We start from the raw sequence: 13,511 nt of genomic DNA, 5'->3' as shown, positions 1-13,511 counted from the left end.
CGCAAAGACTTTTACGCCTACGCCACCGGCAACTGGCTCAACAGCCTGACCATCCCCGACTCGGAGACCGACATTGGTGGCTTCGCATTGCTGAAGACCGCATTGAAGCACCAGCTGCTCAACATCACGCTGCGCGCTGGCCAGGGTGGCTTTGCCAAAGGCAGCCCGGAGCAACAGGTGGGCGACTACTACCGCGCCGCGATGAACACCACGCGGCTGGACCAGCTGGGGCTGGAGCCCTTGAAGGCCGACCTGGCGCAGGCACAAACTGCCTCCAGCCCGCTGGAACTGGCACGCCTGTCGGCCGAGCAGTTGAAAAAAGGTGGCGCACCACTGGTGCTGACCTGGCCCGTCACCGACATCAAAGACAACACCCGCATGGTGTTGGCACTGATGCCCGGTGGCGCCCAACTGGAACAAACCCAGTACACCGACCCGGCCGCCCAGCGCATTCGCGACCTTTACGTCGACTACATCACCCGCATGCTGCGCCAGAGCGGCGAAAGCGACGAACTCGCCGCCCGTCACGCCAAAACCATCCTCGCCATGGAAGCTGAGCTGATGGCACCTCGTTTGACGCCCTTGCAAGCGCGTGACCCGGCACGCACTTACAACATCATGACCCTGGCCGAGGCACAGGCGCTGATCCCGACGGTGGATCTGGGCGAGTTGCTCCAACAACAGGGCATCGACCCCGCATCGCGCATACAGGTTCACGACCTGGAAGGCATCAAGACGCTTAACCGCCTGATCAGCACCCGCCCCAAAGAAGACCTGCAGACGCTGCTGCACTGGTCGGTGCTGTCGGCTAGCAACGGCTTTCTTGGGCAGCCGTGGTACAGCATGGCCGACGAGTACCAACGCCAGCGCGACCAACTCGTACGCTCCGAGCCGCGCGAGGAACAAACGGTGGAGGCCATTGCCACGCAGCTTTACCACCCCTTGTCGCAGCTCTATGTGAAAACCTATTTCCCCGAATCGACCCGCCGCGAGGTGACCGAAATGGTGGGACACATTCGCCGGGAGTTCGAGACCCGCCTGCGCACCAACCCCTGGCTGGATGAAGTCACGCGCAAGGCGGCGCTGGAAAAGCTCTCGCGCGTGGATATCCAAGTGGGCTACCCCAAGACCTGGATCGACTTCAGCAGCATTGACATTCGCGCCGATGACCATCTGGGCAACAACCAACGCATTGCGGCCTTCAGTCTGCAGCGTGAGTTGGCCAAATTGCCACTGCCGGTCAAGGTCGAGCGCTTCAACACCCCTGGAAAAACCACACCCATTGCGGTGAACGCGGCCTACAACCCGACCTACAACGGCATCGATATCAACGCAGCCATTGTGCAGCCGCCGTTCTACACGCCAGGTGCCGACATGGCAGTGAATTACTGCACTATCGGCGCGGTCATCGGCCATGAGTTGACCCACGGATTTGACAGCAACGGCAGCCGCTTTGATGCCATTGGCAACGTGCGCAACTGGTGGACACCCCAGGCCAGCAATGAGTTCAAGCAGCGCACGCAGCTGTTGGTTAATCAGTTTGATAGCTACAAAGTGCTGCCTGACCTGGTCCAGAGCGGCAGTTTGACCTTGACCGAGAACACCGCAGACCTGGGCGGCATCACCTTGGCACATGCGGCGCTGAACCGGGCGCTCAAGGGCAAACAGCTGCCCAAGGTGGACGGCCTGACCACCGACCAGCGCTGCTTTGTGGCCTGGGGGCAGCTGTGGACGTTCAAGGCACGCACCGAGCGCATTCGCCTGCTGGCGGCCACCGACTACCACGCGCTGGGTTTCCTGCGTGGCTTTGGGCCGCTGCGCAACATGGATGCGTTTCACAAAGCGTTTGGCACCAGGCCGGGTGATCCGATGTGGTTGGAGCCGAGCAAACGCGCACGTATCTGGTAGGCATAGCTTGTCAAAGCTTGTCAAAAAGTGGTGATGGCAACTTTGCAACCGAAACCGAGCTTGCTCCTGCGCATCGCGCAATTCCCTCTCACCCGGCTGGTCGTGCTGGGTGCGGGTTTGTATTTCTTGTTGGGGGTCAAGAACGGTTTCAGGGCGCAGTTTGCATCTGCGCCCTGGTTGGCTTTGGCGGCGGTGGCGGCCATGTCCGCTCTTGGCCTGGCGGTTTACACCGCCTTCGTGCGTTTTGTTGAAAGGCGGCCGGTCAGTGAGCTTTCCCTGCCCGGCATGGGGCGTGAGCTGGGCCTTGGTCTGTTGGTAGGCGCGGTTCTTTACACCCTGTGCGTGCTGATCCTGATGCTGCTGGGCAACTACCAGATCATTGGACTCAACCCGTGGTCATTCATGCTCCCGGCTGTCAGCATGGCTCTGGGCTCTGGCGTTTTTGAGGAGCTGGTGTACCGCGGCGTCTTGTTTCGGGTGGTCGAGGAGTCGCTGGGCAGTTGGATCTCGTTGCTGGTGTCGTCTCTTGTGTTTGGCATCGCCCATTTGCACAACGATAACGCCACGGTGATTGGCGCCCTGTCCATCAGTGTCGAGGCCGGCTTGCTGCTGGCAGGCGCGTACATGGTCACCCGCCGTCTGTGGATGAGCATCGGTTTTCACTTCGCCTGGAACTTCACCCAGTCGGGCATCTTTTCGGGCAACGTATCGGGCAATGACACGGGCCAAGGACTGATCAAGGCAAGCGTACAAGGATCGGATTGGCTGACCGGGGGCAGCTTTGGCCTGGAAGCGTCCATGGTTGCACTCCTGATGGGCACTGCTGCTGGCGTGGCATTGCTGCTGATGGCCGTCAGACGTGGAAATGTCATGCCGCCTCTGTGGAAGCACACCAACTGAATCGCCTGCGGAACCGAGGATGTTCAAAGTGTGACCGAATTGTCTGCCAGCGATCAGGTTGATGATGTTGGCTGCTTTCCTATTGAAAAGTCCTTTCCCGGATGTGCATCCTCAAGCGGCAGGGTTCCGCTCCTCAGGGAAAACCAGGATAACGGAGGTCACGAGTAGCCCACCCAACAGCGCCGCGGCGAACAGAGACCAGGCACTGCCAGCATAGCCAAAACAGGCATCAAGAAGCAGTTGCAGAGCGAGTGCACCCCATAGCAGCTGCCGTTTATGCGAGGGCGCAACGATAACCACCACACCCGCAACCAAGACGACCGTCAATGCCGCCCCACCATGCTTGATTGCCTCAAGGATCATCCCGAGGGTGCGGTTGTTGCAGATACCCCGATCCAAGTCCACGGCGGGATGAGCAGAATCCAACGGAGTACCTGCATGCGTTGTCAGGGGTGTTCATGCCGATTGACATTGATCCACTCTGTCGATCCAACATTGTGAGGGGTCACGCTTGGGTCTATTTGCCCTTGCACTGCAACTCTTCAGTCTTGCCGGTGTTGGTGTCGAGACGGCTCACTTTCAACTCGGTACCGGTCTGGACCAGGCTGATGTTCTGCCCCTCAAACTTCCCTTCGCTGGCGGCACCGACGCGCCACATGGTCATGGTACGGTCACCGCGTTCCAGGCGAAGGGTGGCAGGGTCGGTGTCAAAGAAGCTCGCCACCACTTCGTTGGCCGGGTTGTTCTGGCAGCCATAGGAGATAGTTTTTGGCGGCATCAGTTGCCAGACCGCTTGCAGCTCCGAGGTGCGCAGGCGGTACTGGGCGTCAACGCAGGCTTTGACGGTATCGACGGTCCAGGTCGCGGTGATCCAGGTTGGTTGGCCATTGGCTTTCCAGCAGTCGTTGCGGCCCTTGACCCAGCCGCGCTGCTCAGTGCGCAGCTGCGTCGCCAGTTTGCCCTTCGCCTTCGCGGAGGCCGCTTTAAAGGCGTCAGCAAGCTTGCGGTCAAGTGTGGTCAGCGATGCGTCACCGCAGATCAGTTTCTCCACCTCGCTTTTCGCTTTGGCGCAGTCAAAGGTAGGGCCTTGCGCCAGAACGGCGGCAGGCAACACGGTCGCGCAGGCCAGGAGCGTCTTGGCGATGGATGGTTTGATCTTCATTCCGGAGTCTTTTGCAGGTTAAGGGCTTGAGAAAAATGACCTCATACCGCTGCCAAACTGGCGATTGCCATGGGTCTTGACTTTAATCATCAGCCAAAAAAACGTTATAAATCGTAGCACCGAGCACTGAACCTGCAAGGGGTGAAAGCCAAAATAGCCACAAATCACCGATGGCACCCGTCTGCGCGAATAACGCAGGCCCGGTACTACGGGCGGGGTTCACGGAGGTGTTGGAAACTGGGATCGACACCAGATGGATCAGCGCCAGACACAGTCCGATGGCCAGGCCGCCAAAGCCACCTGCGGCCCGCTTGGCCGTGGCACCCAGGATGACGATCAGGAAAATGGCCGTCATGACCACCTCGCAAACCAGCACCGCCAGCAGACTGAAATGCCCGGGCGAGTTGGCACCATAACCATTGCTGGCAAAGCCACCCACGCCTGCGAAGTCCGCTTTGCCCGAGACGATCAGGTACAGGACAGCAGCCGCTGCAATGGCACCCAGCACTTGCGACACGAAGTAACCAGGCAACGCTGCGGCCTCAAAGCGCTTGCCAACCACCAAACCCACGGAGACCGCCGGATTGAAGTGCCCGCCAGAAATCGGTCCCAACGCGTAGGCACCAGTCACAACGGTCAGCCCGAACGCCATAGAGACGCCCAGCAGCCCGATGCCCACGCCAGGGAATGCGGCCGCTAACACCGCGCTGCCGCAGCCGCCAAAGGTCAGCCAAAAGGTGCCGATGAATTCCGCTGCCCACTTTCTTGTATTGCTTGCCATGTCTTTTCACGCCGGGATAATCGAAAGCCGGATTCTTCCATAAACCCAAGAACTGAACATGACCGAGCCGCACGAGATTCTGTCCCGGGTGTCAGTGCCACGGGTTCGCCCAAATGTTGCAGTTGCCAGCGTGTGCCTGATTGCCTATATGGCTGTTTTTTACGGCATGGCCCAGGCCAGTGGAATTGACTACCAGGACTGGTTCGCCAGTGCCGCCAACGCACTGCACTCGGCCTTGTTCCCGCTTATCGCGGGCAGTGCCCTGCTGCTGGTATTTATGGCGTGGTCGCGCTGGAATGCCGTGTGGCGGGACCCGTACCGGCTGCCGACCAACCGTCTGCACGCCACGCGCGGGTTCCGGGCACCGGAAATGAACCGGTGCGGTTGTCGTTATGGCTGGCCAGCAACCATGACCAGGGTCTTGCTTGCAAGGGCAAGGCGCCCACCGGACAAAGGGTGCACTTCTTGCCAGCAGGCGCGTTGCCGCCGTCGCGTTACTTGTTCTTGACCTCACTCAGGCGCATGAAGTCGCCACCGTTGCCCAGCGCCAGCAGCCCGCTCTTGGCATATATCCCCAGTTTGGCCCGGGTGTCGGTGATGTCCAGGTTGCGCATGGTGAGCTGGCCGATGCGGTCGAGCGGACTGAAAGGTGCGTCTTCGACCTTTTCCATGCTCAGGCGCTCGGGCGCGTAGGTCAGGTTTGGGCTCTCGGTATTGAGCAGTGAGTAGTCGTTGCCACGGCGGAGTTCGAGGGTCACGGTACCCGTGACGGCGCTGGCCACCCAGCGTTGCGCGGTTTCACGCAGCATGATGGCCTGGCTGTCAAACCAGCGGCCCTGGTACAGCAGGCGACCCAGTTTGCGGCCACTGTCGCGGTACTGCTCGATGGTGTCTTCGTTGTGAATGCCTGTCACCAGCCGCTCGTAGGCGATGAACAGCAGGGCCAGCCCTGGGGCTTCGTAGATGCCGCGGCTTTTGGCTTCGATGATGCGGTTCTCGATCTGGTCGCTCATGCCCAGGCCATGACGGCCGCCGATACGGTTGGCCTCTAAAAACAGGCTCACCAAGTCGGGGTACTCAACGCCATTGAGCGCCACAGGGCGGCCCTCTTCAAAGCGCACGCTCACCTCCTCGGCTTTGACAACGCAGTCATCGCGCCAGAACGGCACGCCCATGATCGGGTTGACGATTCGGATGCCGCTGTTCAAGTGTTCCAGGTCTTTGGCTTCGTGGGTGGCACCGAGCATATTGCTGTCGGTGCTGTAGGCTTTTTCGGCGCTCATCTTGTAGCCAAAACCGTGTGCCGTCATGAACGCAGACATTTCAGCGCGGCCCCCGAGTTCGTCAATAAACGCCTGATCCAGCCAGGGTTTGTAGATTTTGAGCGCCGGGTTGGTCAGCAGACCGTAGCGGTAAAAACGCTCAATGTCGTTGCCCTTGAAGGTGCTGCCGTCGCCCCAGATGTTGACGTCGTCCTCTTTCATCGCCGCCACCAGCATGGTGCCGGTCACAGCGCGACCCAGCGGTGTGGTGTTGAAGTAGGTCACGCCGGCGGTGCTGATGTGGAAGGCACCGCTTTGCAGGGCAGCCAGGCCCTCGGCCGCAAGTTGCTGGCGGCAGTCGATCAGGCGGGCCTTCTCGGCCCCATATTCCATCGCCTTGCGCGGAATGTCGTCGTAATCGCTTTCATCGGGCTGGCCGAGGTTGGCGGTGTAGGCGTAGGGCAGGGCGCCCTTGAGTTTCATCCAGTGCAGCGCGGCGCTGGTGTCAAGGCCGCCCGAGAAAGCGATGCCGACCTTCTGGCCGACGGGAATGTTCTGAAGAATGGTGTTTGACATGAAAATGACCTCTAGCGCTTACTGCGCTTGCGCAAGCAGCTATGAAAAACAAGAAAAATCGAGGGGATCAACCGAAGTGGCAGATGTAGTGGTAGGGCTCAGTGACCCGGATATCAAAGCTCGAATTGCCGGGAATGCTGAACTTGTCGCCAGGGCCGCAGGACAGCCAGGTCTCTGATCCCTTGAGTTTGTACTCGCAGCCACCAGCTACGCATTCCATGATCTCAGGCGCGCCGGTGTTGAACGTCAGGCTGGCGGGCAACACCACGCCGACCGATTTCTTGGTGCCATCGGCCAGGGTAATGCCGTGGCTGATGCATTTGCCATCAAAGTAAACGCTGGCCTGGGCGGCGACGGTGACATTGTCAAATTGGGTGGTAGGCATGAGGTGGTCTGAGAGTAGATTGAATTGTTTGAATTTTAGGGGAGCCGACAAATGAGGGCGACAGAAGGTCGCCACCGCATTTTCTGGCGCTCAAGTCGACATCAGGCGATCGTTCGCGGCCTTGTCGATGCCCAGTTTGCGCATTTTTTCCCACAGGTTTTTGCGGCTGATGCCCAGCGAGTCGGCACAGGTCTGAATCTGCCAGCCGAAGGTGTCAAGCGCCCGCACAATGAAATCACGTTCACATTCCAGCAGATAGTCACGCAGACTGCCTGCCATGTCTTGTGCGGCACCCAATTGCGGGGCTGGTCGCTCAAACAGCAGGTCATGAGAGATGGCGCGTCCATCGCACATCAAGCAAGATCGTTCCAGCGCGTTTTTCAGCTCGCGAATATTGCCTGGCCACCGATAGGTCTGAAGAGCGTGTTCGGCGGAATGCGTCAGGCTGGGCGGTGGTTTGCCACCAGCGGTTGAAATTTCGGTCAACAGGCTTCGGGCGATTGGCAAAATGTCTTCGGGGCGCTCGCGCAGCGGCGGAATGCGCAGCTCAACCACGTTGATGCGGTAATACAGGTCCTCGCGAAAGTCGCCACTGGCTACCCGCTCTTGCAGGGTCTGATGCGTGGCGCAAATGAGGCGAATGTTCACTGGTATCTGCGTCTCGCCGCCCACCCGCACAATGCTGCGCTCCTGCAAGGCGCGCAGCAGTTTGACCTGCATGGCTTGCGGCATGTCGCCGATCTCGTCCAGAAACAAGGTGCCGCCGTCGGCCTGCTCAAACACGCCCTTTTTGGTCCGGGCTGCGCCGGTGAAAGCCCCTTTTTCGTAGCCAAACAGCTCGGCTTCCAGCAGGCTCTCGGTCAACGCGCCACAGTTCACCGCAATGAAGGGGCAAGTGCTGCCCGTCAATTGGTGCAATGCTTTGGCCACACGCTCTTTGCCAACACCCGACTCCCCGGTGATCAGCACCGACGCGGCACTGCTGGCCAGGCGGGTCAGCATCGCCTCGATCTGGCGCATGGCCGGTGACTGGCCCAGTCCGCCCGGGCCCGAGGGGACATCAGGGGTTGCCATGGCCTGAATTTTGTCAATCAAAACATCCAGATCAAACGGCTTGGTGATGTAGTCCTGCGCGCCATTCTTGAGCAGACGCACCGCGGTCTCCAGGTCGCCATGGCCAGTGATAAAAATGAACGGTGGCAGGCTGTGCTGCTGGGCCAGCAGTTGTTCAAACAATGCGTCGCCGCTGAGGTCGGGCAGTCGGATGTCGCTGATGACCAGCGCGTAGTCGTGTTGGCGCAGCGCTGTCAGGGCGGTGGCACCGGTGCGGTGCCAGTCAAACGCCAGACCTTCGAGCTCGAAGCGGTCGGCCAGCGACTCGCCCATTAGCGCGTCGTCTTCAATCAGGCAAATTTTGCGGGGCGTTGGCAGCATGGGGCAAGTCTATGGGCAGATTGACGGTAAACCGGGTCTGCGCCGGTGTGGATTCAGCCCGGATCGTACCGCCGAGTTGGGTGGCGATCTGGTAACAAATCCACAAGCCCAGACCATTGCCGTTTTCTGAGAAGGGGGTGAAGGGTTCAAACAGGTGCGCCAGCTGCTCGGGTGACAAGGGTTTGCCGGTGTTCTCAACAGTCAGCAGCAAATGCTGGCCATTGATCTCCGCCCGCAGAGTCACCTGCCCCCCCTGACCGGCTGCCGAGATGGCGTTAAGCAGCAGGTTCATCAACACCTGGCGCACCAGGGTGGACGGTAGCGCCAGCGATTCCGGAATCTCGGGCTTCCAGGTGATCTGGGTTGCCAGCTTTTTCGCGGCGTGTGACACCAGCACCCGCACGTCGTCCAGGTCAGACTGGGCCAGAGGCCGACTTTTGACCTTGGCCTCGACCAGCAGCGCAGCCACGGTTTCACGGATCTGGGTCAAGCCGCGCTCCAGCAGTGACACCGTCTTTTGCGTGACCGGGTCGGGGCTGCCGTGTTTCTTGAGAGTGCTGATGGAGTTGAGCATGCCGCCCAGCGGGTTGTTGATTTCGTGGGCAATGCTGGCCGTGAGCCGACCCAGGGCGGCCAGGCGGTCGGTGGTGAGCATCTGCCTTTCCAGCTCAGCCTTTTCCAGCAGTTTGGTACGCATGCCCTCGTAAGCCAGAAAAAGCTGGCCCACCTCGTCCTGGTAAGGGTAAAGCCTGGCGTCAAGGCCCTCCAGGTCACCTCGTCCGATTCCGCTGATGCGCTCGGTAATCAGACGCATCGGTTGCATCATGCGCTGGCCCCAGTAGGCTGTCACCGGCAGCAACACCGCCAGCACGGCCAGCGTGATCCACAGCGCGTTTTCCAGCAACTGGGTAAAGCGCTCGGAGATCAGAGATTTGTTGTAGGTCACGATCAATGTGCCCAGGCGTACCCCGTCGCTGACAATTGGAACAGTCACATAGATATGGTCAGCGCCCGGGGCTTCGAGCACAAACACATCAGCATCCGCGCTGCGTGGGAATACACTGTCAAGCGCCTGGAACTCTTCGCCCAGCGAGGCCAGGGAACTTAGCACTGGGTGTTCTTCGGGCCGCGACGACACATAGACCTTGGCCGCACTGTCGAGCACCATCAGACTTTCGGCCAGTGCCGTGTTTTGGGGCGTGGCAAAAGGCCGGGACACGAGTTCATAAGCTTGCCACACATCGTCATGCAGCATCACCGGAAACAGCGAATGGGCAATGGATCGACCCAGGTCCTGTGCATTCTTTTGAATTTCCTGATGCAGGGTGTCCCAGGTTTGCAGCACAAACGAGGTGGACAGCGCCAGCGCGGTGGCCAGAATCAGCCCGCCGCCCCACAGCGGCATCTTGAAACGCAGACTCAGGTCAAACAGGCGCATCAGGGCTCGCCAAAGGCCGTCATCATGTCTGACACACTGTCATAAAGTTTGGGGGAGCCGGCAATAAATCCGTTCAGGTTGAGGCGCGCCAGCAGTGCGCGGCCCTCGGGCTCGGTGGTCATGCCCAGCAACACGGCTTGCATGCGTTTGAAATCAGCGCCGCTGACCTGATTCTGCGCCACGATGGGCGGAAACCCGTAATCTTCAGATTGCCAGGCAATGCGGGTCTTGCCAGTGATGTCCGGGCGCACCTTGGCCAATGAGTCCCACACAAAGCTGTCCACCGCCGCCCCTTGGGCAAGACCGGCGGCCACCGCATCAATCGCTTTGCGGTGCGACCAGGTGAAAAAAGTGCGCTTGAAAAATGTCGCGGGGTCGGCACCCTGGCGCTTGATTTCATAGCGCGGTACCAGGTAGCCGGTGTTGGAGTAGGGGTCGGCATAGGCAAACACACCGTCTTTGAGATCCATCACACTCCGGGTTGTAGCGTCGCGCGCCGGAACAATCAGGTAAGAGCGGTAGGTTGGGCTGCTGCCGTTGATGGCCACCGACATCAGTCGAACGTCATTCTTGAGCATGATGAACGGATAGTCACAAATCCACGCAAACTCGACCTTTTGCTGTTGCAGCAGGTCCATGGTGTCGCGGTAGCGGTCGCGCTGCACAAACTCCACGGGCTGCTTCAGGCGCGTTTCAAGGTAAACCCGCCACTGTGCCAACAGGGCATGCTGGTCGTGCAGAAAGGCAGGTGTCATGGCAAAACGGATCGGCCTTGCCGGTGGGTTTGCCATACCTGTCGCGCACAGCGCTGCAAGGCAAATCGCGCAAAACACCTGTTTGAAGAGTTTGGACATCCTGTTTCCTGGTTACCAAGTGGTGACATCGGCTCACAAACCACTTTGTGAGGTTACCAGTCGGTAACGTCACAGATTCTTTGCCAAAACACAGGTGCGCGTCACCCGGCAGATTGCACTTGCGATAGATCAAAATTTTAGCGAGCAAGCGTTCGATGATTCGAAAGTCCAGCCTCGCAGCCAATGAGGTTACCAGGTGGTAACCCGTTTCAAGTGTCAAGTGAGGTCCATCAGCACCGTGAGACTAGGGCGACTGGCACCAAGTTTCAGTCCGTTTCCCCAATGGGTGACACCCGGAGTTTGGTCTTCTGCCAGCCCCATCAGACATGTCCCCGTCAGGATGTCATTCCAATGGCATGAAGCTTGCGCAAGAAACCTGTCGAACACCAATTCAGGAGCGTTTTATGAAGCTGACAAGACGGGTATTTATCATGGCCACGGGCATCTCTGCCGGGGCGCTGATGACAGGATGTGCGGGCATGATGACGGGGCCGTTGCACAGTTCACTGATCCCGCGCAAAGCCAAACCCAGTAGCCCAGCCGTGGGCAACTGGGTGGCCAGCACCTGCCAGGGCTGCACTCAGTGGTGTGCGGTTCAGATTTTTGTGCAAGACGGTCGCGCGACCCGGGTGCGTGGCAACCCGCTGTCCAAGACCAATCATGGTTATTGCTGCCCACGCGGGCATCTGATTCCACAGCAGATGTATGACCCTGACCGCATCAAAACGCCGATGAAACGCACCAACCCGCTCAAAGGCCGGGGTGTTGATCCCAAGTTTGTCCCGATCTCCTGGGACGAGGCTCTCAACACGGTGGCCGACAAGATGATGGAACTGCGCAAGGCAGGTGAGCCCGGCAAGTTGATGTACATGCGCGGACGCTATTCATCGACCTCCACAGAGTTGCTCTACGGCACGCTGCCCAAAGTATGGGGCACGGGTCAGTATTTCTCGCACAGTGCACTGTGTGCTGAGGCTGAAAAAATGGGTCCAGGCCTGACGCAAGGCTTTTTTGGCTACCGAGACTACGACCTTGGCAACACCAACTGCCTGGTGGCTTGGGGCTGCGACCCGCTAAGCTCCAACCGCATGGTGCCCAACACCATGCACCACTTCCCCGGCATCGTCAAACGCGGCACGGTGATTGCCGTTGACCCACGCATGTCCACCATCGCCGCCAAAGCGCATGAGTGGTTGCCCATCAACCCCGGCACCGACGGTGCACTGGCCAGCGCCATCGCCCATGTGATTCTGACCGAGGGGCAATGGGGCAAGGAGTTTGTCGGGGACTTCAAAGATGGCAAGAACCTGTTTGTGACGGGCAAGTTGGTGGATGAAGCGGCTTTCGCAGAGAAAGAAACCAACGGTGTCGTCAAATGGTGGAATCTGGAGCTCAAGGACAAAACCCCCGCCTGGGCTGAAAAAGAAACACTGATTCCTGCCGACCAGATTCTGCGGGTAGCGCGTGCCATGGGTAAAGCCGGCTCTAAAACCACCGTCTGGATGGGGCCAGGTGTTGCCATGACACCGCGCGGCACTTACGCCGCCATGGCGGTTCATGCGCTCAATGGTTTGCTAGGCTCCATTGATGCCGAAGGTGGTGTGTGGCAGAGCAGTAGCGTACCTCTGGCCAAGTTCCCCAGCATGGACAAATACGTCGATGATGTCGCCAAAGCGGGTAGCAAAGGCAAGAAACTCGATGGCCGTGGAGCCAAAGACATGCCCGCCATGATGAACGCCGTGCCCGGCAGCGGTGTGGTGACCAATAACGTCGCCAATGGCTTGCTGAAAGACCCAGGCGCCGTCAAGGTGTTCTTGTCGTCCTGGTCAAACTTCAATTTCTCAGCCACAGGTGCGGGTCGTTGGGACAAAGCCATGGCCCAAATCCCGTTCTTTGTGCACATGGTGCCCAATGCCTCCGAGATGACCCAGTTTGCCGACATCGTGCTGCCATCGACCTTCAATTCGGCCGAGGGCTGGTCGATTGTGTCGAACATGGGCAACGGCTACGGCTACGCCTCCATCCAGCAAGGTGCGGTCAGGCGGTTGTGGGATGTGAAGCAGGAAGAAACCGAAGTCATGTGGTTGCTGGCCGAGAAACTCAAAGCCAAAGGTTTCCCCAACCTGTTTGACTACTACTCGCAGGAGTTTAAAGATCCCGAGACCGGCAAGCTGCCCACCACCGCCTTGGAGTTCAGCGAAATTGCGGCCAAGATCAGTAGCGCCACCTTGTGGATGCCCAAAGAGCCCCTCAAAGGCGATGCACCCATCAAGGGCTGGGCTGAGTTCAAGGCCAAGGGCATGTTCAGTGGCCCCAAATACACCCTTAAAAAGGGCTGGGGCGGCAAGTTTGGCACTGTCACCAAGAAGTTTGAGTTCTACAGCGAAACCCTCAAGAAGGGCCTGCTGGAGCACGCCAAGAAATACGAGACCACCACCGACGACATCATGACGGTTAGCGGGTATGTGGCGCGTGGTGACCTGGCCTTCGTGCCGCACTATGAGCCGCCAAAACGTCACGGCAGTGTGGCGGACTACCCGTTCACCTTTATCGACCATAAATCGCGACTGAACCGCGAAGGTCGCTCGGCCAACGTCACCTGGTATCAGGAGTTCAAAAAAGTCGATCCGGGCGACGTGAGCTGGGGCGATGTGGTCAAGATGAACCCCAGTGATGGGGCTAGACTGGGCCTCAAAGATGGCGACAGCGTCAAAATCACCTCGATGGCCGGCACCATTGGCTGCCAGCTCAAGCTGTGGGAAGGCGTGCGCCCGGGCACAGTGGCCAAATGTTTTGGCCAGGGACACTGGG

General features: G+C 59.3%; 12 protein-coding genes. 4 read left to right on the top strand and 8 right to left on the bottom strand.

The window, feature by feature from the left end; genetic code table 11:
- Together KBF66_RS16165 and KBF66_RS16160 are read left to right on the top strand one after the other, a co-directional pair.
- Positions 1-1,908, top strand: a 1,908-nt coding sequence (locus KBF66_RS16165) for a M13 family metallopeptidase (RefSeq protein ID WP_296659545.1), incomplete at its 5' end; no start/stop codon positions are given.
- A gap of 60 nt (positions 1,909-1,968) precedes the next feature.
- Complete coding sequence (locus KBF66_RS16160; RefSeq protein ID WP_296659542.1) at positions 1,969-2,808, top strand: CPBP family intramembrane glutamic endopeptidase; 840 nt, start codon at positions 1,969-1,971, stop codon at positions 2,806-2,808.
- Between the two features lie 111 nt (positions 2,809-2,919).
- Here the strand turns inward: KBF66_RS16160 and KBF66_RS16155 are convergent, their stop codons facing one another.
- From KBF66_RS16155 to aqpZ, 3 genes are all read right to left on the bottom strand, one after another.
- Positions 2,920-3,234, bottom strand: coding sequence for a hypothetical protein (locus tag KBF66_RS16155; RefSeq protein WP_296659539.1), 315 nt, complete (start codon positions 3,232-3,234; stop codon positions 2,920-2,922).
- Positions 3,235-3,325: 91 nt separating this feature from the next.
- Positions 3,326-3,970, bottom strand: coding sequence for a lysozyme inhibitor LprI family protein (locus KBF66_RS16150; RefSeq protein WP_296659537.1), 645 nt, complete (start codon positions 3,968-3,970; stop codon positions 3,326-3,328).
- 82 nt (positions 3,971-4,052) lie between these two features.
- Complete coding sequence (aqpZ, locus tag KBF66_RS16145; RefSeq protein WP_296659533.1) at positions 4,053-4,751, bottom strand: aquaporin Z; 699 nt, start codon at positions 4,749-4,751, stop codon at positions 4,053-4,055.
- A gap of 58 nt (positions 4,752-4,809) precedes the next feature.
- Between aqpZ and KBF66_RS16140 the strand changes: the two genes are divergently transcribed.
- Positions 4,810-5,259 carry a hypothetical protein gene (locus KBF66_RS16140; protein WP_296659530.1) on the top strand — a complete coding sequence of 150 codons (450 nt, stop codon included), beginning with the start codon at positions 4,810-4,812 and terminating at the stop codon, positions 5,257-5,259.
- Here the strand turns inward: KBF66_RS16140 and argG are convergent.
- The 5 genes from argG to KBF66_RS16115 form a co-directional block, all read right to left on the bottom strand.
- A complete protein-coding gene (argG, locus tag KBF66_RS16135; RefSeq protein ID WP_296659526.1) occupies positions 5,246-6,589 on the bottom strand; it encodes an argininosuccinate synthase in 1,344 nt (447 codons plus the stop codon). The genes KBF66_RS16140 and argG overlap by 14 nt on opposite strands.
- Positions 6,590-6,656: 67 nt before the next feature.
- Positions 6,657-6,974, bottom strand: a complete 318-nt coding sequence (locus tag KBF66_RS16130) for a pyrimidine/purine nucleoside phosphorylase (protein ID WP_296659521.1) — start codon at positions 6,972-6,974, stop codon at positions 6,657-6,659.
- A 90-nt stretch (positions 6,975-7,064) separates the two neighbouring features.
- Positions 7,065-8,408 carry a sigma-54 dependent transcriptional regulator gene (locus tag KBF66_RS16125; RefSeq protein WP_296659517.1) on the bottom strand — a complete coding sequence of 448 codons (1,344 nt, stop codon included), beginning with the start codon at positions 8,406-8,408 and terminating at the stop codon, positions 7,065-7,067.
- Positions 8,374-9,846 carry a HAMP domain-containing sensor histidine kinase gene (locus tag KBF66_RS16120; RefSeq protein ID WP_296659511.1) on the bottom strand — a complete coding sequence of 491 codons (1,473 nt, stop codon included), beginning with the start codon at positions 9,844-9,846 and terminating at the stop codon, positions 8,374-8,376. Before KBF66_RS16120 ends, KBF66_RS16125 begins: the two co-directional genes overlap by 35 nt.
- Positions 9,846-10,700, bottom strand: coding sequence for a PhnD/SsuA/transferrin family substrate-binding protein (locus tag KBF66_RS16115; protein WP_296659507.1), 855 nt, complete (start codon positions 10,698-10,700; stop codon positions 9,846-9,848). The genes KBF66_RS16120 and KBF66_RS16115 overlap by 1 nt, the downstream gene beginning before the upstream one ends.
- A gap of 404 nt (positions 10,701-11,104) precedes the next feature.
- Here KBF66_RS16115 and KBF66_RS16110 point away from each other — a divergent pair.
- The coding region (locus tag KBF66_RS16110; RefSeq protein ID WP_296659503.1) for a molybdopterin-dependent oxidoreductase at positions 11,105-13,511 on the top strand (2,407 nt) is incomplete at its 3' end.

This window comes from Rhodoferax sp., from assembly GCF_018063565.1.
Classification (GTDB): domain Bacteria; phylum Pseudomonadota; class Gammaproteobacteria; order Burkholderiales; family Burkholderiaceae_C; genus Rhodoferax.
The sequence above is the reverse complement of the archived record's forward strand: the minus strand, read 5'-3'. Positions and strand labels throughout refer to the sequence as shown.